At 70.8% G+C, this 20672-nt stretch carries 19 protein-coding genes; 7 read left to right on the forward strand and 12 right to left on the reverse strand.

Annotated features, from left to right (window positions below):
- Positions 1 to 28 precede the first annotated feature (28 nt).
- From IO39_RS04810 to IO39_RS04835, 6 genes are all read right to left on the reverse strand, one after another.
- The gene (locus tag IO39_RS04810; protein ID WP_043616471.1) at positions 29 to 583 is read right to left on the reverse strand and encodes a carboxymuconolactone decarboxylase family protein; all 555 of its coding nucleotides are present in this window, start codon (positions 581 to 583) and stop codon (positions 29 to 31) included.
- Between the two features lie 167 nt (positions 584 to 750).
- Positions 751 to 2265: a glycoside hydrolase family 13 protein gene (locus IO39_RS04815; protein ID WP_043616475.1), complete on the reverse strand. Its 1515-nt coding sequence runs from the start codon at positions 2263 to 2265 to the stop codon at positions 751 to 753.
- A 4-nt stretch (positions 2266 to 2269) separates the two neighbouring features.
- On the reverse strand, positions 2270 to 3202 hold the full coding sequence (locus IO39_RS04820; RefSeq protein ID WP_043616477.1) for a carbohydrate ABC transporter permease: 933 nt from the start codon (positions 3200 to 3202) through the stop codon (positions 2270 to 2272).
- Complete coding sequence (locus IO39_RS04825) at positions 3199 to 4065, reverse strand: carbohydrate ABC transporter permease (protein WP_043616480.1); 867 nt, start codon at positions 4063 to 4065, stop codon at positions 3199 to 3201. Before IO39_RS04825 ends, IO39_RS04820 begins: the two co-directional genes overlap by 4 nt.
- 5 nt (positions 4066 to 4070) lie before the next feature.
- Positions 4071 to 5405 (reverse strand): ABC transporter substrate-binding protein, encoded by a 1335-nt coding sequence (locus tag IO39_RS04830; protein ID WP_245641813.1) that lies wholly within the window; start codon positions 5403 to 5405, stop codon positions 4071 to 4073.
- Positions 5406 to 5719: 314 nt separating this feature from the next.
- Positions 5720 to 6709: a LacI family DNA-binding transcriptional regulator gene (locus tag IO39_RS04835; protein ID WP_043616485.1), complete on the reverse strand. Its 990-nt coding sequence runs from the start codon at positions 6707 to 6709 to the stop codon at positions 5720 to 5722.
- Positions 6710 to 6946: 237 nt separating this feature from the next.
- On the opposite strand from IO39_RS04835, the gene IO39_RS04840 reads away from it, so the two are divergent.
- A complete protein-coding gene (locus IO39_RS04840) occupies positions 6947 to 10240 on the forward strand; it encodes a discoidin domain-containing protein (protein ID WP_043616487.1) in 3294 nt (1097 codons plus the stop codon).
- Between the two features lie 94 nt (positions 10241 to 10334).
- Here the strand turns inward: IO39_RS04840 and IO39_RS04845 are convergent, their stop codons facing one another.
- Positions 10335 to 11207: a sugar kinase gene (locus tag IO39_RS04845; RefSeq protein WP_043616491.1), complete on the reverse strand. Its 873-nt coding sequence runs from the start codon at positions 11205 to 11207 to the stop codon at positions 10335 to 10337.
- Between the two features lie 222 nt (positions 11208 to 11429).
- Here IO39_RS04845 and IO39_RS04850 point away from each other — a divergent pair, with 222 nt between their 5' ends.
- The 4 genes from IO39_RS04850 (at position 11430) to IO39_RS04865 (ending at position 14073) form a co-directional block, all read left to right on the forward strand.
- Positions 11430 to 12140, forward strand: coding sequence for a hypothetical protein (locus tag IO39_RS04850; RefSeq protein ID WP_043616494.1), 711 nt, complete (start codon positions 11430 to 11432; stop codon positions 12138 to 12140).
- Between the two features lie 154 nt (positions 12141 to 12294).
- The gene (locus IO39_RS04855) at positions 12295 to 12999 is read left to right on the forward strand and encodes a DUF4344 domain-containing metallopeptidase (RefSeq protein WP_043616496.1); all 705 of its coding nucleotides are present in this window, start codon (positions 12295 to 12297) and stop codon (positions 12997 to 12999) included.
- A gap of 17 nt (positions 13000 to 13016) precedes the next feature.
- Positions 13017 to 13721, forward strand: coding sequence for a maleylpyruvate isomerase family mycothiol-dependent enzyme (locus IO39_RS04860; protein ID WP_043616500.1), 705 nt, complete (start codon positions 13017 to 13019; stop codon positions 13719 to 13721).
- 58 nt (positions 13722 to 13779) lie between these two features.
- Positions 13780 to 14073 carry a DUF6343 family protein gene (locus tag IO39_RS04865; protein WP_052422445.1) on the forward strand — a complete coding sequence of 98 codons (294 nt, stop codon included), beginning with the start codon at positions 13780 to 13782 and terminating at the stop codon, positions 14071 to 14073.
- On the opposite strand, the gene IO39_RS04870 is transcribed toward IO39_RS04865, so the two are convergent.
- The 3 genes from IO39_RS04870 to IO39_RS04875 are packed head-to-tail and all read right to left on the reverse strand — an operon-like array spanning position 14032 to position 14759.
- Positions 14032 to 14280 carry a DUF3040 domain-containing protein gene (locus tag IO39_RS04870; protein WP_043616504.1) on the reverse strand — a complete coding sequence of 83 codons (249 nt, stop codon included), beginning with the start codon at positions 14278 to 14280 and terminating at the stop codon, positions 14032 to 14034. The two genes, IO39_RS04865 and IO39_RS04870, sit on opposite strands and share 42 nt — an antisense overlap.
- Before the next feature lie 36 nt (positions 14281 to 14316).
- Positions 14317 to 14466: a hypothetical protein gene (locus tag IO39_RS54100; protein ID WP_157547893.1), complete on the reverse strand. Its 150-nt coding sequence runs from the start codon at positions 14464 to 14466 to the stop codon at positions 14317 to 14319.
- Between the two features lie 44 nt (positions 14467 to 14510).
- On the reverse strand, positions 14511 to 14759 hold the full coding sequence (locus IO39_RS04875; RefSeq protein WP_043616508.1) for a type B 50S ribosomal protein L31: 249 nt from the start codon (positions 14757 to 14759) through the stop codon (positions 14511 to 14513).
- 298 nt (positions 14760 to 15057) lie between these two features.
- On the opposite strand from IO39_RS04875, the gene IO39_RS04880 reads away from it, so the two are divergent.
- Together IO39_RS04880 and recQ are read left to right on the forward strand one after the other, a co-directional pair.
- The gene (locus IO39_RS04880; protein ID WP_043616822.1) at positions 15058 to 16209 is read left to right on the forward strand and encodes an MFS transporter; all 1152 of its coding nucleotides are present in this window, start codon (positions 15058 to 15060) and stop codon (positions 16207 to 16209) included.
- A 118-nt stretch (positions 16210 to 16327) separates the two neighbouring features.
- Positions 16328 to 18175 carry a DNA helicase RecQ gene (gene recQ, locus IO39_RS04885; protein WP_043616511.1) on the forward strand — a complete coding sequence of 616 codons (1848 nt, stop codon included), beginning with the start codon at positions 16328 to 16330 and terminating at the stop codon, positions 18173 to 18175.
- A gap of 425 nt (positions 18176 to 18600) precedes the next feature.
- Here the strand turns inward: recQ and IO39_RS04890 are convergent, their stop codons facing one another.
- Both IO39_RS04890 and IO39_RS04895 read right to left on the reverse strand, forming a co-directional pair.
- Positions 18601 to 19200 (reverse strand): TIGR03086 family metal-binding protein, encoded by a 600-nt coding sequence (locus IO39_RS04890; protein ID WP_043616825.1) that lies wholly within the window; start codon positions 19198 to 19200, stop codon positions 18601 to 18603.
- Positions 19201 to 19780: 580 nt separating this feature from the next.
- A complete protein-coding gene (locus IO39_RS04895; protein ID WP_043616514.1) occupies positions 19781 to 20590 on the reverse strand; it encodes an alpha/beta hydrolase in 810 nt (269 codons plus the stop codon).
- Positions 20591 to 20672 lie beyond the last annotated feature (82 nt).

Below are 20672 nucleotides of genomic sequence, written 5' to 3' on the forward strand. Positions count from 1 at the left end.
GCGGATCAGGGTGCGGGCTCCGGGTGGGTCAGGGTGCGGGGTCCGGGCCGGACGGTCGCACGCGGAAGACGCGGAGCTGGAGCGCGAGCGTCGCGTAGTAGCCCACCAGCGTGGTCAGCTCGAACAGCTCCCGCTCCCCGAGCGCCGCGTACTCCTCGTCGTCCAGGTCGCCGTCGGCGACCAGGGCGCGGGTCACGCGGAGCACCGCCGCCTCGCCGGGGTCGGCCAGGGCCAGGGGCGCGCCCTCGCGGAGCGCCCGGAGCTGCTCCTCGGTGAAGCCCAGCGTGCGGGCGATCGGCTCGTGGGCCGCCTGCTCGAAGGCGCTGTCGTGGTGGCCCGCCACCACCAGGATCGCCAGCTCCCGCGCCCGGTCGGTCAAGCGGGAGCGGTAGCGGACGGCGGCGCCCAGCTCCTGGAGCGGGTCGCCGACGGCCGGGCTGAGCAGCATCGCGTTGAACGGCCCCGTGAGGCCGCCCGCCCCGTCGACCATGAACCGGCCGCGCGGGCCCGAGGTGATCTTGTCGTAGAGCGCCCGGGCCTCCGGGTCCAGCTCGTGCGGGGGCGTCCTGCGCAGCCGTGCCATCCCGCGATCGTAACCCTGTCCTGAGGGAGGCCGTCCCCGTCCCGAGAACCGTCGATCTCGGGGCGGGCGGCGGCCGTCCCGCCTTGGGAACCGTCGATCCCGGGGCGGGCGGAGGCCGCCCCGCCCCGCCCCGGGGGCCGTCGGTCCCGTGGCGGGGCGACCCCGTGTCAGGGCGCCGACAACCAGGCCGTGGTGTCGGCGGGCAGGAGGCCGTCCTCGATCGGGCCGCTGGCCAGCAGCAGCTCGCCGGCGGGCAGCGGCACCGGGCCGGCGCCCAGGTTGGTGACGCAGGTCAGGCCCGAGTCGCGGGTGAAGGCCAGCACCTCCTCCCCCAGCGGCAGCCAGGTCATCGTCCCGTCGCCGAGCAGCTCCCTGCGCAGCCCGAGGGCGGTGCGGTAGAGGTTGAGCATCGAGCCCAGGTCCGTACGCTGCGCCTCGGCCGTCAGCTTGCGCCACCCCTCCGGCTGCGGCAGCCAGGGCGTGCCCGTGCCGAAGCCGAACGGCGGCTCCTCGCCCGACCACGGCAGCGGGATGCGGCAGCCGTCGCGGCCCGGGTTCGTGCCGCCGGAGCGGGCGTACATGGGGTCCTGGCGGACCTCGTCGGGCAGGTCCTCCACCTCCGGCAGGCCCAGCTCCTCGCCCTGGTAGACGTAGACCGAGCCGGGCAGCGCCATGGCCAGCAGGGCCGCCGCGCGGGCGCGGCGGTAGCCGAGCTCCAGGTCGGAGGGGGTGCCGTGAAGGGCGCCCCCGTGCGCGAAGGTGGTGTCGGCGCGGCCGTACCGGGTGACGGGCCTGGTGACGTCGTGGTTGGACAGCACCCACGTCGGCGGGGCGCCGATGGGGGTGTGCGTGGCCAGCGTCAGGTCGATCGACCTGCGCAGGTCGGCCGGGTCCCAGGCGCAGGACAGGAAGTCGAAGTTGAAGGCCGTGTGCAGCTCGTCGGGGCGCAGGTAGCGGGCGAAACGCTCCTGGTCGGGGAGCCAGACCTCCCCGATCAGGACGCGCTCGCCGTACTCGTCGGCCACCTCGCGCCACCGGCGGTAGACGTCGTGGACCTCGTCGAGGTCTTCATAGCCGTGGTCGTCCTTGAACAGCAGGGCCGCGGAGTCGATGCGGAAGCCGTCCACGCCGCGCTCGAACCAGAAGCGCAGCACCTCCTCGAACTCCCGGTGCACGTCGGGGTTGGCCCAGTTGAAGTCGGGCTGTTCGGGGGCGAACAGGTGCAGGTACCACTGCCCGTCGGGGACCTGGGTCCACGCCGGGCCGCCGAAGATCGACTGCCAGTCGTTGAGCGGCTCGTCGGCGAACCAGAAGCGGTCCCGCGCGGCCGGGTCGGCCAGGGCCTCCTTGAACCAGGCGCTCTCGGTGGAGCTGTGGTTCGGCACGACGTCGATGATGACCTTGATGTCGAGGTCGTGCGCCTCCTCGATGAACCGCTCCGCCTCGGCGAGCGTGCCGAAGACCGGCTCGATGTCCCGGTAGTCGGCCACGTCGTAGCCGCCGTCCGCCATCGGCGACGGGTACCACGGGTTGAGCCAGATGGCGTCGATGCCCAGCTCTTTCAGATACGGCAGGCGGGAGCGCAGCCCGGCCAGGTCTCCGACGCCGTCGCCGTTGCCGTCGGCGAAACTGCGCAGGTAGACCTGGTAGATCGCGGCCCCCCGCCACCACGTTTTCGACATGCGGTTATCCCTTGATGCTTCCGGCGGTGAGCCCCGCCATGATGTGTCGTTGGAAGATGAAGAAGACGATGACCATGGGGATGCTGGTGATCAGCAGGCCGCCCATGACCTGGTTCTGGGTGACGGCCCCGGCCGTCTGCGACAGGCCGACGCTGATCGTCATCTTGTCGCTGTCGGTCATGACGAGCAGCGGCCAGACGAAGTCCTTGAACGAGGTGACGATCGTGAAGATCGACACCACGCCGAGGATGGGCCTGGAGATGGGCAGCACCACCGAGCGCAGCACGCGCACCGGGCCGGCGCCGTCGATCTGCGCCGCCTCGATCAGCTCCCGGGGTATCGAGTCGAAGAAGCGCTTGAGCAGGAAGATGTTGAAGCCGTTGGCCGCCGCGGGCAGCCACAGCGCCCACGGGTTGTTGAGCAGGCCGAGGTCCACGACCGTGACGTAGAGCGGGATGAGCACGACCATCGCCGGGATCATCAGCGTGGCCAGCATCATGCCGAGGATGACGTTGCCGAACGCCGGCCGCAGCTTCGACAGCGCGTACGCCGCCGACACGTCCACGGCCATGCAGACGACCCAGCCGCCCAGCGAGTAGTAGACGGTGTTGACCAGCAGCGTGCCGATGTCGAACAGGTCCCACGCCTCGAAGAACGCCTCGGGCGTCGGGTCGGCGGGGAAGAGCGTGGGCGGCATCTGCGCCAGCTCCTCCGGCGTCTTGAGCGCGCCGGTGGCCATCCAGTAGAGCGGGAAGACGAAGGCCAGCGTGAACAGCACGAGCACCGCGACCAGCACGAGCCAGTAGACGCGCCTGCCCCAGGGGCTGTTGAGCTGGTGCGGGGAGACGATCGTGCGGAACTGCACCTCGATCGGCTTCGGCGACCTCTTCCTGCCCCGCCCCCGCCCGGCCGAGGCCCGGGCGCCGACGGAAATCATGCCTTGTCCTCCCTGGTCAGCCGGAGCTGGAAGGCGGCGAAGACGAGCAGCACGATCATGAGCATCATGCCGAGCGCCCCTGCCGACCCGTAGTCCTGCAGCGTGAACGCGTTCTGGAACATCAGGTACGCGACGGTGACGGTGGAGTTCTCCGGCCCGCCGCCGGTGAGCATGTACGGCTCGATGAACACCTGCATGGTGGCCACGATCTGCAGCATCAGCATGAGGAGCAGGATGAGCCGCGTCTGCGGGATGGTGACGTGCCTGATCCGCTTGAAGATGCCGGCCCCGTCGAGCTCGGCGGCCTCGTACAGCTCGGGCGGGATGTTCTGCAGCGCGGCCAGGTAGATCAGGGTCGCGCTGCCCATGTTCATCCACGTCGAGACGATGACCAGCGAGATCAGCGCCGTGGAGGAGCTGTCGAGCCAGGCCGACGGCGGCAGGCCGAAGGCGTCGAGCACCTGGTTGAACAGCCCGGGCCCCGGGTCGTAGAACCACCGGAACAGCAGCACCGCGACGATCGGCGGCAGCATGACCGGCAGGTAGACGACGAACCGCAGGTAGGCCCGGGCGTGGCGCAGCTCGTTCAGCACGAGCGCGACGACGAACGGCACGGCGTAGCCGCACACCAGCGCGAGGAACGTGAACTCCAGGGTGTTCAGCCAGGCCTCGCCGAAGGCCGGGTCCTGGATCGCGTTCGTGAAGTTGTCCAGGCCCACCCAGGTCGGCTCGTTGATCAGGTCGGTCCGCTGGAAGCTCAGGATGAACTCCCTGACCATCGGATACCAGGCGAACACCGTGAAGCAGAACAGCGCCCCGCACAAGAACCCGTAGGCCGTCAGATTGCGCCTCAGGAATGACATGGAGGTCAGCCCTTGGCCGCCAGCATCGAGTTCGCCTTCGTCTCGGCGTCCGCGAGGAGCTGGTCGATGCCGGCGTCCTTACGGCTCAGCACGCCCGACATGGGCACGTCGAGGATGGCGTACAGCTCCTGGGCGTGCATCGGCTCGGCCTTGGGCGGGATCGTGCCGGCGGCCTGGACGTAGGACTCGTAGTTGGCGACCGGCAGGGTGGCGTTCTTCACCCGGTCGGCCTGGAGGGCCTGCCCGGTGGGCGAGTCGCCGTAGACGGCGTTGTCGGGCACGCCGACGGGGTTGCCGATGCTCTTGCCGCGGGCGAAGTCGAAGCGGCCCTTGCCGACGGTGTTGAAGCGGAAGTCGATCCACGCGAGCGCCGCCTTGGCCTCCTCGGGCGTCGCCTTCGGGTTGATCATGAACGCCTCGCCGCCGCTCAGCGACGCCTTGGCCTCGGGGAAGCCGGTGATGCCGTAGTCGGCGACGTTGCCCTTGAACTTGTTGACCACGTCGGTGACCACGTCGGGCGCGCCGAGCATCATGCCGACCTTGCCGCTGCCCATGGCGACCATCAGCGACTCCCAGCCGACCAGCAGCTTCGTGCCCATGCTGTTGTCCACCCAGCGCATGTCGTGCAGGGTCTGCAGCACGGCCTTGCCCTCGGGGGAGTTGAAGGCGGCCTTCTTGTTGTCGGGGGTCAGGATGTCGCCGCCGCGGCCGTAGATGGCCTGGGTGAAGTGCCAGCCGCCGGTGTTGCCGCCGGAGTACTCGCCGAAGCCGACGTACCCGGGGCCGATCCCGGCGATCTTCTTGGCCGCCTCGCGGACCTCGGCCCAGGTCTTGGGCGGGTTGTCGGGGTCGAGCCCGGCCTTGGTGAACAGGGCGCGGTTGTAGACCAGGCCGACGCTGTAGTGCACGTTCGGCACGCCGTAGACCTTGCCGTCCTTGGTGACCAGTTCCTTGTGGTCGGCGCGCAGGTCGTTCCAGTTCTTGATCACGCTGGTGTACGGCGTGATGTCGAGCGCCTGGCCCTTGGCGATCACGTCGGCGTAGTTGGTCACGGGCACCACGAACGCCGTCTCCATCTGGCCACCGGCCAGCTTGGGGCCGAACGTCTTGGGGTCGAAACACGGCTGCTGGTCCGTGCTCTTGACCGTCACGCCGGGATGTTCCTTCATGAACGTGGCCACGTCGTCGTCCCAGGCCTGCCGCTCCTTCGGCGCGGACTTCGCCGGCTGGCAGGCCACCGTGATCGACACGGCCTTGGCGCCGCCGGAGGCGGACGGGGTGGCGGGCTCGCCCGAGCCGCAGGCCGCCGTGGCTGTGAGGCTCAGGGCGGTTACGAGCAAGAGTCCGGTGGATCTCTGCATGGTCTGACCCTTCTGAATGCGAGGTGCCCACACCATAGGATCAGCGACCAATCTGCGCAATATTTCAACTTCACATTGCAAGATAACGACTGAGTTACGCCGTCAGGTGGAGGTGGGTCTACCTCGCGATACAGGGCGGGCGGGGTGACCGGCACGTGCGCGGCGCCGGACGCCGGGCAACGTGGGCTCGCGTCGCGGCGGGTCACCGGTGAAGGGTCAGCGGGCGTTTCCTGGAGGGCCGCCCGCCGGAGTGCGGCGGGTGGCGGGCCACGTCGGAGCGTAAAGGATGACCATCAGGTCCGGGCGCGCGCCGTGGAGGCGCGCACCACCAGCTCCGGCTCGAACAGCAGCTCGTCCGCCGGCACCACGGCCTTGTCGATCTGGGCCACCAGCAGGTCCACCGCCGCCCGCCCCATCGCGTCGATCGGCTGGCGGACGGTGGTGAGCGGCGGCTCGGTGCAGTTCATCAGCGCCGAGTCGTCGAACCCGATGACCGACACGTCCGCGGGCACCGCCAGCCCGGCCCGCCGGGCGGCCCGGACCGTGCCCAGCGCGAGCAGGTCGCTCGCGCAGATCACGCCCGTCACCCCGCGCCTGACCAGCCGCGCCGCGGCGGCGTGCCCGCCCTCCAGCGAGAACATCGTGTGCTCCACCAGCTCGACATCACCCCCCTGCGCCTGGAAGGTCTCCAGCTTGCGCCGCGAGGGCATGTGGTCCTTGGGCCCGAGCACCATGCCGATCCGCTCGTGCCCGAGCGCGCGCAGGTGGGCGACGGCCATCTCCGCCGCCACCACGTCGTCGCACGACACCTGCGGGAAGTCGAGGCGCTGAACCGCGGCGTTGACCAGGACCGTGGGCAGCTTGCGCTCGTGCAGCAGCTCGTAGTGGCCGTGGGAGGCGTCGGCCTGCGCGTAGAGCCCGCCGGCGAAGACCACACCGCTGACCTGCTGCTGGAGCAGCAGGTCCACGTAGTCGGCCTCCGAGACGCCGCCCACCGTGCGGGTGCACAGCACGGAGGTGAAGCCCTGCTGCGCCAGCGCGCCGCCGACCACTTCCGCGAAGGCGGGGAAGATCGGGTTCTGCAGCTCGGGCAGCACCAGGCCGACCAGCCGGGCGCGGTCGCCGCGCAGCTGGGTGGGCCGCTCGTAGCCGAGCACGTCGAGCGCCGTCAGCACGGCCTCGCGGGTCGCGTCGGACACCCCGGGCTTGCCGTTGAGCACGCGGCTCACGGTCGCCTCGCTCACTCCGACCTTCTTGGCCACCTCTGCGAGTCGTCGCGTCATGCGCAAACTATACGGCCTTCCGCGCAACCGCTTGCAACGGCTTACGTCGATCGAACGTCGGGCCTTGCGCCCCGCCGCGACGGGCTTCCCGCGCCTTTCCGCTCTCTGACCAGCAGGGAGACGGGACAGGACGTGATCGAAGCCAGTCGATGGTTTGCGAAATGTCGTCGAAATATTGCGGCCATCTATCGGACATCTTATGGTTCGGCCATCCGCCTTACCCGAAGGGCCACCCCCATGAGAGCTCTGCTAGCCGCCCTTGCGTTACTCACCGGATTCCTCGCCGCGCCGCCACCGCCCGCCCAGGCCGCCACCCAGGCCGTCGCCCAGGCCGCGGCCGAGACGAACCTGGCCGCGGGCAAACCCGCCACCGCCTCCAGCCACACCGACGTCTACCGCCCCGCCCACGTCACCGACGGCAACCAGGCCACCTACTGGGAATCGGCCAATCATGCCTTCCCCCAATGGATCCAGGTCGACCTCGGCGCCACCGCCACCCTGACCCGGGTCGTGCTCAAACTGCCCACCGGCTGGCCCAGCCGCACCCAGACCCTCACCCTCCAGGGCAGCACCAACGGCACCGCCTTCACCACCATCACCGCCTCCGCCACCCACGCCCTCAACCCCGCCGCCACCCTCACCTTCCCCGCCACCACCACCCGCCACCTGCGCGTCCACATCACCGCCAACAGCGCCTGGCCCGCCGCCCAGCTGTCCGAACTCGAAGCCTGGGGCACCGCCCCCGACACCCCCGGCGGCACCAACCTGGCCACCGGCAAGACCGTGACCGCCTCCGGCCACACCCACACCTACGTCCCCGCCCACGCCAACGACGGCAACCTGAACACCTACTGGGAAGGCGGCGCCTACCCCGCCACCCTCACCACCCACCTCGGCGCCGACGCCGACCTGACCTCCGTCACCGTCAAACTCAACCCCGACCCCGCCTGGACCCGCCGCACCCAGACCCTCCAGATCCTCGGCCGCACCCAGAACACCACCACCTACACCACCCTGGCCGCCCAGGCCACCCACACCTTCGACCCCGCCACCGGCAACACCGTCACCATCCCGGTCACCGGCAAGGCCGCCGACGTGCAACTGCGCTTCACCGCCAACACCGGCGCCCCCAGCGGCCAGGTCGCCGAACTGCAGATCCTCGGCACCCCCGCCCCCAACCCCGACCTCACCGTCTCCGGCCTGACCTCCTCGCCGGCCTCGCCCGTCGAGACCGACGCGGTGACACTGTCGGCCACGGTGAAGAACGCCGGCACCGCCGCCTCCGCCGCCACCTCGGTCACCTTCTACGCCGGCGACACGAAGGTGGGCAGCGCCGCCGTGGGCGCGCTGGCCGCCGGCGCCTCCGCCACCGTCTCGGCCGGCATCGGGCCGAGGGACGCGGGGACGTACCAGCTCTCGGCCAAGGTGGACGAGGACGGCGAGGTCGCCGAGCAGAACGAGGCCAACAACGCCACCACCGCCACCCTCACCGTCCGGCCCGCCGACACCGCCGACCTGGTCGCCGCCCCCGTCTCCTGGACGCCGGGCAACCCGGCCGCGGGCAACCCGGTGACGTTCTCGGTCGCGATCAGGAACCAGGGCACCGTGGCCTCCAGCGGCGGCTCCCACGGCATCACGCTCACCGTCGCCGACGACGCCGGCACCGTGGTGAAGACGCTGACCGGCTCGGCCGGCGGCGCGATCGCCCCCGGCGCCACCACCGCCCCGGTCTCCCTGGGCACGTGGACGGCGGCCAACGGCAAGTACACCGTCAAGACCGTGCTGGCCCCCGACGCCAACGAGCTGCCCGTCAAGCGGGCCAACAACACCAGCACGCTGCCGCTGTTCGTGGGACGCGGCGCCAACATGCCGTACGACACGTACGAGGCCGAGGACGCCGCGATCGGCGGCGGCGCGGCCCGCGTCGGCCCCAGCAGGGAGATCGGCACCGTCGCCGGCGAGGCGTCCGGGCGGCGCGCGGTCACCCTGAACCAGACCGGCGCCTACGTCGAGTTCACCACCAGGGCGCCCACGAACACCCTGGTCACCCGCTTCTCGATGCCGGACGCGCCGGGCGGCGGCGGCATCACCTCCACCCTGAACGTCTACGTGAACGGCGCCTTCCACAAGGCCGTCAACCTGACCTCCCGCTACGCCTGGCTGTACGGCCCGGAGGCGAGCCCGAACAACAACCCGGCCTCCGGCCCGCCCCGGCACATTTACGACGAGGCGCACCTCCTCCTCGGCACCACCGTCCCGGCCGGCAGCAAGATCAGGCTGCAGAAGGACGCCGCCAACTCCACCACCTACGCGATCGACTTCGTGGACTTCGAGCAGGTGACGCCGATCGCCAACCCGGACCCGGCCAAGTACGCCGTGCCGGCCGGGTTCACCCACCAGGACGTGCAGAACGCCCTCGACAAGGCCCGCATGGACGCCGGCCTGACCGGCGTCTACCTGCCCGCGGGCGACTACCAGACGCACACCAAGTTCCACGTCTACGGCAAGGCGATCAAGGTGGTCGGGGCCGGCCCCTGGTTCACCAGGTTCCACGCGCCCTCCGGCCAGTCGAACACCGACGTGGGCTTCCGCGCGGACGCCACCGCCAACGGCTCGACGTTCGCGAGCTTCGCCTACTTCGGCAACTACGTCGAGCGCATCGACGGCCCCGGCAAGGTCTTCGACCTGTCGAACGTGGCGAACATGACCCTTGAGGACCTCTGGGTCGAGCACCAGATCTGCATGTTGTGGGGCACCAACACCGACAACCTGACGATCAGGAACTCGCGGATCAGGAACGTCTTCGCCGACGGCCTCAACCTCACCAACGGCAGCACCGGCAACCGCGTGACCAACATCGAGACCAGGTCCACGGGCGACGACAGCTTCGCGCTGTTCTCGGCCACCGACAACAACCCCGGCCAGCAGTTCGGCAACGTCTACGAGAACCTGACCTCGCTGCTGACCTGGCGGGCCGCCGGCCTGGCCGTGTACGGCGGCTACGACAACACGTTCCGCAACATCCACATCGCCGACACGCTGGTGTACTCGGGCGTCACGATCAGCTCGCTCGACTTCGGGTACCCGATGCACGGCTTCGGCGCCAGCCCGCCCACCACGTTCGACAACATCTCGCTGGTGCGGGCCGGCGGGCACTTCTGGGGCCAGCAGACGTTCCCGGCGATGTGGCTGTTCTCCTCCTCGAAGGTGTTCCAGGGCATCCGCATCAGCAACCTGGACATCGTGGACCCGACCTATAGCGGGATCATGTTCCAGACCGGCTACTCCAACCCGAGCACGCCGCTGAACCCGATCAAGGACACGGTCTTCACGAACGTGTCGATCAGCGGGGCGCAGAAGAGCGGCGACGCCTTCGACGCCAAGTCCGGCTTCGGCATCTGGGTGAACGAGTTGCCCGAGCCCGGCCAGGGCCCGGCGATCGGCTCGGCCACCTTCAACGGCCTGCGCTTCAGCGGCAACCACCAGAACATCAAGAACACGACCTCGACGTTCACCCTGACCGTGAACTAGCGGTCCCCGCCCGGAGCCCGGCTCCGGGCGGGCCCGGAAGCCGCTCTGCCGGGCGGCCCCTGCCCAGAGGCCGGCCCCGGTGGGCGGCCCCTGCCTAGAGGTCGGCCCTGGTGGGCAGTCCCTGCCAGTCGCTGACGCCGGTCGCCGCGGCGGCGCTCAACAGCGCGCCGCGGCGCAGGCGTTCCTGGGGAAGGAGGCCGTCCAGCGCGGCGCTGATGTAGCCGGCCGCGAACGCCTCCCCCGCCCCCGAGGCGTCCACCAGGGGGACCTGCCAGCCCTCGACGTCGTACCGCATCCGGTCGGCCCGCACGCTGGCGCCCTTCGCGCCCCGGTCCACCACGACCTCCCGCTCGGGCGTGAGGGCGGGCTTGACCAGATCGAGCTCGTCCTGGCGGAGGAAGAGCAGGTGCGACTCGCAGGCCAGCTCGCCGAGCACCTCCTCGGCCTCGCGCACCGACGGCCACAGCTCGGGGACGTACTCGACGGCGAAGGAGATCACGATCCCGGCGTTCCTGGCCGCGCTCACGGCGGCGCGCACGGCTTCCAGCGCGTCCCGGCCCAGGGCCGCCGTGACGCCCGTCACGTGGAGCATCTTGGCGCGCGCGATCCGGTCGATGGGCACGTTGCCCGGCGAGAGGAGCGAGCCCGCCGACCCGGCCCGGTAGTGCGTCACCCTGGGCTCGCGGCCCACTCGCGACTCGCGCAGGAGCAGCCCCGTGCGCGCGCCCTCGGCCACCCGCACGTCCGCGACGTCCACGCCCTCGCCCCGCAGGACGGTCAGCGCCCTGGCGCCCAGCTCGTCGCCGCCCACCTTGCCCAGATAGGCTGCCCGGTGGCCGAGCCGGGCCAGCGCGACGGCGAGGGTGAACTCCGGCCCGCAGACGTCCAGCCTGGCCTCGGTCTCGTGGCGGACGCGACCACTGGAGACGACCCCCAGCGGCTCGCCCAGCGTGTAGAGGTCCGTCATGCGGCAGACTGTAGTACGGGGCACTGCTTCAAAATGATTTTTCCTGCATAAGCCCAGGTTAAACCCGTGATCAAATATTTCTCGTAACTTTGGCGAACTTTTCCCTCATCCCGTGGCTCAAAGTAGTAGAGAGATCGGCCACCCCGAAGCCGGTCTGAAGTCAATACGGGGAGAGGAATCAGCACCCTCATGAAGAAGACCACTGTAGGTATCCTTTCCGCCATGGTCGGCGGAGCCATGCTGGTGTCGGGCGCGGGGGCTGCCTCGGCCGCCACCAAGGCCGACACCAGGCTCTACATCCGTGACATCAGCCCCAACCCCGTCGTCGTCCAGCCGGGCTCGGAGACGACCGCCTACTTCAACGTGGGCGCCGGCCGCGACGTCGAGCGGGTCGAGCTCAGCGTGGCCCCGGCCTCGCAGAACTTCCGCACCTTCCGGGCCAAGGACGCCAAGGACCTGGAGGGCTGGCGCTGGGCCATCGGGTTCAACGAGAACGACTACGAGGGCAAGTGGAAGGCCACGGCCGTGGCCTTCGACGAGGACGGCAAGGAAGTCGCCACCGACTCGGCGTTCTTCTCGGTCGACATCGAGGAGGGCAAGGCCGCGACGGTGATCTCGCGCTTCGACGCCGGCCCCTCCAAGGTCCGCAAGGGCAAGTCGATCTACTTCTCCGGCACCCTCCTGGAGAAGGAGCGCCGCGGCTGGGACGGCGTGCGCGGCGAGCGCGTGCACGTCTACTACCAGGCCAACGGCTCCAGCGCCTGGAAGTGGGTCGCCTCCGACTACACCGACCGTCGCGGCAAGTTCTACGCCAAGACCAAGGCGTACAAGAGCGGCACCTTCCGCGCCGTCTACAACGGTGACAGCGAGCTCGAGGGCACCAAGAGCCGCACGGACTACGTGCGGGTCTACGGCCCCTGGTGGCGTCGCTAGTCCATCCTCCTGGAGCCCGGCCCCTTCACGGGGCCGGGCTTCCGGCTTTCCGGGGCCGGTCCCGGGATTCTTTGCCCTTCGCGGGGTTTAGCGATCACTCAATCGCAGCATGGACAGTCCCATTGCGTTGATCGAACCCCGAAGGAGCCTCAGCATGCCGCATCCCGTGATCGCCCTCGTCCTGAGCATGACGAGCACGCTGGTCGCGGCCCCTTCGTCCGAGCCGTCCGTCCGCTATGAGCGGCCCGGCTCACCACGCGCCGAGCAGGCCAGGGAGCTCCTGAAGGGCAGCGGCGCGCTGAAGACCCGGCTGCGGCTGCCCGCGCCGGTCGAGGTCGTCGCCCGCGACTGCGACACGCCCACCGCCCGGTGGGACCACGACGAGCGCCGGATCACGTTGTGCTACTCGCTGGTCGACCGGGTGCGCCGCACGGTCAAGGGCATCTCCCAGACCGAGGAGGCCGACGCGAAGACCACCCGCGCCCGCACCGACGCCGCGCTGACCGTGCTCTTCCACCAGCAGCTCGGCCACGCCCTGACCACCCTCAACGGGCTGTCCGACGAGGAGGGGCAGGCCGACCGGTTCGCCGCGCTGACGCTCGCGGCCGACCGGCCCAAGCGGGTGGTCGCCGCCGCCGAGGCCCGCCACCTGCTCGCCGGCCACTCGGGCATCGACGGCCTGTCGGGAATGGAGCGCTCGGCCACGTTCGCCTGCCTGCTCTACGGCTCCGCGCCCCAGGCGTACGACGCGATCGCCAGGGGCGGCTGGGTGCCGGCCGAGCGCGCGCCGTCCTGCGCCGAGGAGTACAACCGGGTCAAGTCGGCCATCGGTGACAAGGTCGTGAGATCCGGAAGCTGAGGGGTAGCGTCCCCGGTATGGCCGAGGACCTGCTCAAAGACTTCAACCCCTTCGACATCTTCGACGCCGAGGCCGCCAGGCTCGACCGGTTCTTCTCCGGGCTCGACGAGGCCGGCTGGCGGCGGCCCTCCCGCTGCGCGGGCTGGTCGGTGCGCGACGTGCTGGCGCACCTGGCGGGCGAGGAGCTCTACAACCACGCCTGCCTCGACGGGACCGTGCAGGACCTGATGGCCCAGGTGACCGCCGAGGGCGTGCGCGGCTACGAGGACTTCAACGAGTGGTGCGTACGCGAGCGCCGGAACCTGCCGGTGGCTGACGTCCTGGCCGAGTGGCGCGCCAAGAACGGCGAGACCCGCGAGCGCATGCGGGCGCTCGGCGCCGACGCCACGCTCGACACGATGGCGGGGCCCTACCCGGTGGGGCTGCAGGCCTTCCACTACGACTCCGAGTACGCCACCCACGCCGACGACGTCGGCGCGCCCGTCTCCGAGGACGAGGCCGACGGCCGGACGTCGTGGCGGGTGGCGGTGGGCCGGTTCGTGCTGGCCGAGCAGGGCGCCAAGGTGCAGGTGGAGCAGACGGCCGAGCAGATCTGGGCGGCGGTCGACGGGGTCACTGCGTCGCTGTCGTACCCGGAGTTCGTGGCCGCCACGGTGGGGCGGCTGCCGGACTCGCACGAGCTCGACCCGCGCATCGCCGGGGCGCTGAGATGCCTGGCCTGAGGGCGGCCGGGCTGGAGAGACCTCGTTTCCGGTCGCGCGTGGAAGGAGGGCGGCGATCATGTGGCTGCGCAACCGCGCGGGCACGGAGCCGGTGACCGCGCGCAGCCCGCTGGGCCTGCGCCGCGTCCTGTCGCTCGTCGTGCTGGCGCTCGCCGTCGTGGCGGCGGTGGTCTTCGCCGTCCTGGCCATGAACACGGGAGCGGAGGTGTGGCGCTGGGAGGCCGCCATCGCGGCCGCGGTGGCCGTCATCGCCGCCATCGACCTGCTGGTGCTGCGACGCCGCCGCGCGGCCGGGCAGCCCGGCTCGCGATCACGTGGTCAGCACGGCGACCAGGAGCAGGAAGATCACTAAAGCGGCGCCCCAGAGGATGACCCAGACGTGCGTCAGCGCCCACACGCGCACGCTCTCGCCGTACGCCTGCGGCGGCAGGGGCGGCAGCTCCCCGCCCGACTCGATCCTGTTGATCGCCGCGACGCGTTCGACCAGTTCGGGGTCGTCCCGCTCAAGGGCTCTCTCGATCTCGGCAAGAATGCGGCGTTCCCTTCCGGAGAGACTCATCGCACCACCAGTTGCTCTCACGCCGGTGCCCCTCTTTTACCCCGGCACCGCCCCCGGCATGCCCGCCCTTGACCCGCGCCTGGGCGCCGGAGGCCGCCCGGCGTACACGTCGGAGCCCCCGCCCGCGCCGGCGACGAGGATGCGGTCTGCGCTCTTCAGCCGGGCGGACAGGGGCGAGTCGAACATGCGTCACATCTTGCCGGAACGGGCCTCACCGTGACGGCCGATCATCAACGCGACTTGCCGTAGCGCTGGTTGAAGCGCTCGACGCGGCCCGCGGTGTCGAGGATGCGGCCGCGGCCCGTGTAGAAGGGATGGCTGGCGGAGGAGACGTCCACCTCGACGACGGGGTAGGTCCTGCCGTCCTCCCACTCGGTGGTCTTGTCGCTGGTCAGGGTCGAACGGGTGAGGAAGGCGAAGCCGGCGCTCGGGTCGCGGAAGACGACGGGGCGGTAGGCGGGGTGCAGGTTCTTCTTCATGCCCCCTGCAACCAGGTGATAACCGTTTTCATTCCCGCGCTTCGGGCTCCAGCGTGCCGCCCTCGCCCGCCTCCGCGGTCCTGTCGTCGTCCAGGCGCCGTTCGACCACCGCCCTTCCGATGCCGCGCCCGCCGCCGGTCCCCACATACGAAAACTCATGATCGACGCTATGCCGCCACATCCGCATTTCGCGGAGATTATTCGCCGACGAAGTGACCTTTATCACCGAATTCGCGGAATATCAGCGGGAACGAATCATGATGTGATCGCTCCGGCCGCACCAAAGGCTCCCGTGGGGATGATCGGCGCACTCGCGATCACTCAGACCGCCGGATACGGCATTCTCTATTACGCGTTCTCCGTATTCATCCCGCCCATGTCCCGGGAGCTGAACGCCGGCGTCGCCCAGCTCACCGGCGCGATCACGCTGTGCGTGCTGGTGTCCGGGCTCGTGGCGCCGCTCGTCGGCCGCTGGCTGGACCGGCACGGCGGGCGCGCGCTGATGACGGCCGGCTCCGCGCTGGGCGCGCTGGCGGTGCTGGCCTGGTCGCAGGTGCGCACGGTGACGCAGCTCTACCTCGTGTGCGGGGTACTGGGCGTGGCCTCGGCCATGGTGCTGTACGAGGCGGCGTTCGCGGTGATCGTGGCCTGGTTCGACGCGGCCAGGAGGGCGCGGGCGCTGCTCGCGGTGACGGTGGTGGCGGGCTTCGCCTCCAGCATCTTCCTGCCGCTCACGGGGCTGCTCGTGGAGCTGTACGGGTGGCGGCACGCGCTGGTCGTCCTAGCCGTCGGCTACGCGGTGACCGCCGTGCCGCTGCACCTGCTCGCCGTACGCGACCGGGCCGCCCCGCCGCACGCCGGCCGGCGGGAGATCGTGGGCGCGGCGCTGCGCGAGCGGCCGTTCTGGCTGCTGGCGGCGGCCTTCCTGACGCAGACGGGCGCGGTGGCGGTCATGGGGGTGCTGCTGGTGACGTACCTGATCGTGCTCGGGCACCCGCCCGTGTTCGCGGCGGGCGTGGCCGGGCTGCTCGGCGTGCTCTCGGTGACCGGGCGGCTGGTCACCACCGGGCTGCAGGCGCGCTGGCCGGTGGCGCTGATCACGGCGGCCATGTTCGGGCTGCAGGCGCTGGCGGCCGTGCTGCTGCCGCTGGTCGGGCGGAGCACGGCCGGGGCGGTCGTGGCGGTGGTGCTGTTCGGGCTGGGGTTCGGGGTGGCCACGATCGCCCGCCCCGCCCTGCTGGCCGACCGGTACGGCACGGCCGCGTACGCGTCGCTCAGCGGGGCCCTCGCACTGCCCATCATGATCGCCAAGGCGGTGGCGCCGCTGCTGGCGGCCGGGGTCGCGCAGGTCGCGGGTTACCCGGCGGTGATGGGCGCGGTGGCGGCGGCCTGCCTGCTCGGCGCCCTGTCCCTGCTCGCCTACGCCAGATCCCGCCCGGCCCCCGGCTGACGTTCGCCCTCCTGGCCGCGATTGACGGTGGCGGCGGCTACCATCGCGATGGATGCGCCCCGCTCCGCCGTGGGCGGAAATGACGAACCGTACACCCACGAACACGTAAGGTAGCCGCATGGATACCCCCACCGACGTCCTGCACCGCGTGTTCGGCTACGACTCGTTCCGGGAAGGGCAGCAGGAGATCATCGATCACGTCGTGGCCGGCGGCGACGCGCTCGTCCTCATGCCCACCGGCGGCGGCAAGTCGCTCTGCTACCAGATCCCCGCGCTGGTGCGAAAGGGCGTGGGGGTCGTCATCTCACCGCTGATCGCGCTGATGCAGGACCAGGTCGACGCGTTGCGGGCGCTCGGCGTGCGGGCGGGGTTCCTCAACTCCACGCAGGACTTCGACGAGCGGCAGCTCGTGGAGTCGGAGTTCCTGGCCGGCGAGCTCGACCTGCTCTACCTGGCCCCCGAGCGGCTGCGCCTCGACGCCACGCTGCGGCTGCTGGGCAAGGGCGACATCTCGGTGTTCGCCATCGACGAGGCCCACTGCGTGTCGCAGTGGGGCCACGACTTCCGTCCCGACTACCTGGAGCTGTCCAGGCTGCGGGAGCTGTGGCCCGACGTGCCGCGCATCGCGCTGACCGCCACCGCCACCCCGGCCACGCACGCCGAGATCTCCTCCCGGCTCGGCCTCGACCAGGCCCGCCACTTCGTGGCCAGCTTCGACCGGCCCAACATCCACTACCGCATCACGCCCAAGAGCGAGCCCAAGCGGCAGTTGCTGGAGTTTCTGCGCACCGAGCACCCCGACGAGTCGGGCATCGTCTACTGCCTGTCGCGCTCCTCGGTCGAGAAGATCGCCGAGTTCCTGGTCGACAACGGCATCGCGGCGGTGCCCTACCACGCGGGTCTCGACGCCCGCACCCGCGCCCTGCACCAGTCGCGCTTCCTGCGCGAGGACGGGCTGATCGTGGTGGCCACGATCGCGTTCGGCATGGGCATCGACAAGCCCGACGTGCGCTTCGTGGCCCACCTCGACCTGCCCAAGTCGTTGGAGGGCTACTACCAGGAGACCGGGCGGGCCGGGCGCGACGGCCTGCCGGCCACCGCCTGGATGGCCTACGGCCTGCAAGACGTGGTGCAGCACCGGCGCATGGCGCTGGAGGGCGACGACGCCCACCGCCGCAGGCAGGTGCACCACCTCGACGCGATGCTGGCCCTCTGCGAGACCGTGGGCTGCCGCCGCACCATGCTGCTCGACTACTTCGGGCAGAAGGGCTCCGAGCCGTGCGGCAACTGCGACACCTGCCAGACGCCGCCCGCCTCCTGGGACGGCACGATCCCGGCGCAGAAGGTGCTCTCCACGGTGCTGCGGCTCGACCGGGAGCGGCGGCAGAAGTTCGGGGTGGGGCAGGTGGTCGACATCCTGCTCGGCAAGAAGACCGCCAAGGTGCTGCAGCACGGGCACGACACGCTGAAGGTGTTCGGAGTCGGAGACGAGCTGGGCAACGCGGAGTGGCACGGGGTGGTGCGGCAACTGCTGGCCCAGGGGCTGCTGGCGGTGGAGCCCGACTACGGCGCGCTGGTGCTGACCGACGCCAGCGCGGCGGTGCTGCGCGGCCAGCGCGAGGTCCACCTGCGCCGCGACACCCTGCGCCCCGCCAAGGCCGCCAAGACCTCCTCCGGCGCCAAGCCCGCCCAGGCCGCGGTGGAGCTGCCGCCCGAGGCCGCCCCCGTCTTCGAGCGCCTGCGCGCCTGGCGTGGGGCCACGGCCAAGGAGCAGGGGGTGCCCGCCTACGTCATCTTCCACGACGCGACGCTCCGCGAGATCGCCACCCTGGCCCCGACGACGCTGGCGGAGCTGAGCAGGGTCAACGGGGTCGGCGAGAACAAACTGGCCAAATACGGCGAGCAAGTCCTGCAAACCCTCCACGAAACCACCCCACCCCCACCCGAAACCTCCACCCTTCTCTAACCCAGCCCAGCCGACGCTGGGAGCCGCCCGGCAAGGGCCAGGACGGCAAACCAGCCTGTGAAGCCGGGCGGGAAGGCCAGGGTCCGTGGAATCGGGTGGGGAGGCTGGGCCCGCGGAGGTGGGCCGGAGGCTGGGTGGTGGCGACGGCCGCACGAAGAACGGTCGTCGCCACCACGTTGGTCGGCCTGTCCGCGCGGCGATCGCGTGCCGCCCTCGCGGGCTCGGCCGAAAGGTTCAGTCCCCCTGGCACGGTGTGGTCTGCGTGGTCGTTCCGGCCGTGGCCGGTCACCTCATTACCGATCTTCTCACCGTATCGGGCAGGACGTCCCTGGTTCGCCAAGAGCGGTGGTGGGATATGTGGTCTGACTGTGCCGTACAGGGTGATCGTACGGCGTGTGGGCGGCTGATGTGAGGAGGGCGCCCGCTCAATTGTGGACGAACCAGTCAGGGTGGCGTCCTAGGTAGGCAAGAAGATGGTCCTGCGCGGGCGCGCACTCGGGCACCCTCACCGGCGGGGCGAACCTCTGGGGGCGGTCCGCCCGCGTGACGAACAGCAGGGCCAGGTCGAGCAGTTCCTCGGCCAGGAGCGGCGGGATCGGATGGTGCTCACCGCACGCCCCGGCCACGTCCCAGGCGTGTACGGAGATCTCGATGGCACCGACCGCGGCCACCATCGGGCTGGTGAGGTGGCGGTCACCGATGGAGACGGTCCGGTCGGTGAGCAGCGCGGCCCACCGGCCGAGCACCTCCAGGGCGTCATCCCGGAGAGCCAGGGCGGTGGTGTGGGTGGTTTGGGCGGGGATGTGATGGGTGGTGGCGGCTTCGTTCAGGGTCTGGAGGGAGTCGTGCATGTGCTCCAGCAGGTGCCGCAGGGTCCAGCCCGAGCAAGGTGTGGGGCGGCATAGGGCGTTCGGGGTGACGATTCGCAGGCTGCCGAGGGCGTAGTCGATGGCACGCTCCAGTAGTGCCACTCCGGCCGTCAGCGCTCGGTTGGAGTCGGCCGCCAAGTCCGGTCCTGCGTTCATCGCCACCCCCTGACCACGTCCCCTCGCGCAGCGCCGGCGGCCGGCCGTCGCCGGTCCTCGGCCACGTCCCCGGTGGTCAAGGGGCGGTGGGCGGCGTCCCGGGGGCCTTGGCGGGCAGGGCCCGGGGGTCGGCAGGCGTGCGGAGTGAGTCGGGCCGGGTGGTGCGCGTCGTGTTCGGTCATGGCGCCTCCTTGCCAAGGCAGACCAGCCAGGGGGCGAAAAGTCATCGCCTTGCCATGGGGGGCCGGGTGCAGGTGGCGGTGGGGCGTTTCCCGGTTCGCGCAACCACGGCACCGGTGAGCGGTGGCGAGGCCGTGCGGACCCGGCCCACGCGGTTGGAGATCTGACACGACGCCGAGCACCCGTCGCCACTCGCCCTCCCCGTCTTCGGCACTGGTGGTGATGCCCGTCGTGGTGCAGGCGGTCGCTGAGTGGCAGCGGGGCAAGGGACGGTTGAGGGGGAACCGGTCCGGGAGCCGGGGCAGCGTGGGCGGTGGCCGTCAGAGGGGGAAGGCGTGGTCGGCGAAACGAGTGGAGGCGTCAGAGGGGAAGGACGTGGTCGGCGAAACGGGTGGAGGCGTCAGAGGGAGAGGGCGTGGTCGATGAAGCGGGTGACGTCGTCCAGGACCTCGTCCTTGTTGGTCTCGTTGAAGACCTCGTGGCGCGCCCCCGGGTAGACGCGTTCGCTCAGGTCGTCGCCCTTGATCGCCTCGATGCCGACGCGGCTGCCGGCCAGCGGGACGAGCTGGTCCTCCTCCCCGTGCACCCACAGCGTGGGCAGCGCGCCGAGCGTGCCGCCCTTGGCGATCGTGGCCAGCGTCGTCGCGAACGCCTCCAGGGTCGGCCGCTTGAACGGCCCGTGCCACACCAGCGGGTCCTCGGCGTACGCGGCGCCCACCGACAGGTCGCGGGAGAGCGTCGCCGGGTCGATCGGCACCTCCGGCGGCTCGTCGTACGCCAGCAGCTCCGGCACGATCGCCCACTCACCGAGCACCGGGCCGGACAGGACGAGCGCGTCCAGGCCGGAGCCGTACCGCTGGGCGTAGCGGGCCGCGATCATGCCGCCCATGGAGTGGCCGATCACCACGACCGGCACGCCGGGGTGCTCCGCCCTGGCGCGGTCCTCGACGGTGTGCACGTCGGTCACCACGTCCTCGAAGTCCGTCACGAGCGCCCGGTCGCCCTCCGACTTGCCGTGGCCCAGGTGGTCGAGGCCATAGACGGCGGCGCCGTGGCGGACGAGCCGGTCGGCCACGTACTCGTAACGGCCGATGTGCTCGCCGTATCCGTGGATGAGGAGGGCGAGGTAGCGTGGCTGCTCGTGGGGCCATTCGCGGGCCGTGATGCGGCCCCTCGTGCCGGTGAAGGGATATTCGCGCGATTCCGCCATGCCTGTTCACTCCTCGCTCCGGGTCACGGTGAGCGTACGCCGTCCATTGTTGATCATCGGGGGCGGGACGCGAAAGAGGGCG

The sequence above is a fragment of the Nonomuraea candida genome, assembly GCF_000725485.1.
Lineage (GTDB): Bacteria > Actinomycetota > Actinomycetes > Streptosporangiales > Streptosporangiaceae > Nonomuraea > Nonomuraea candida.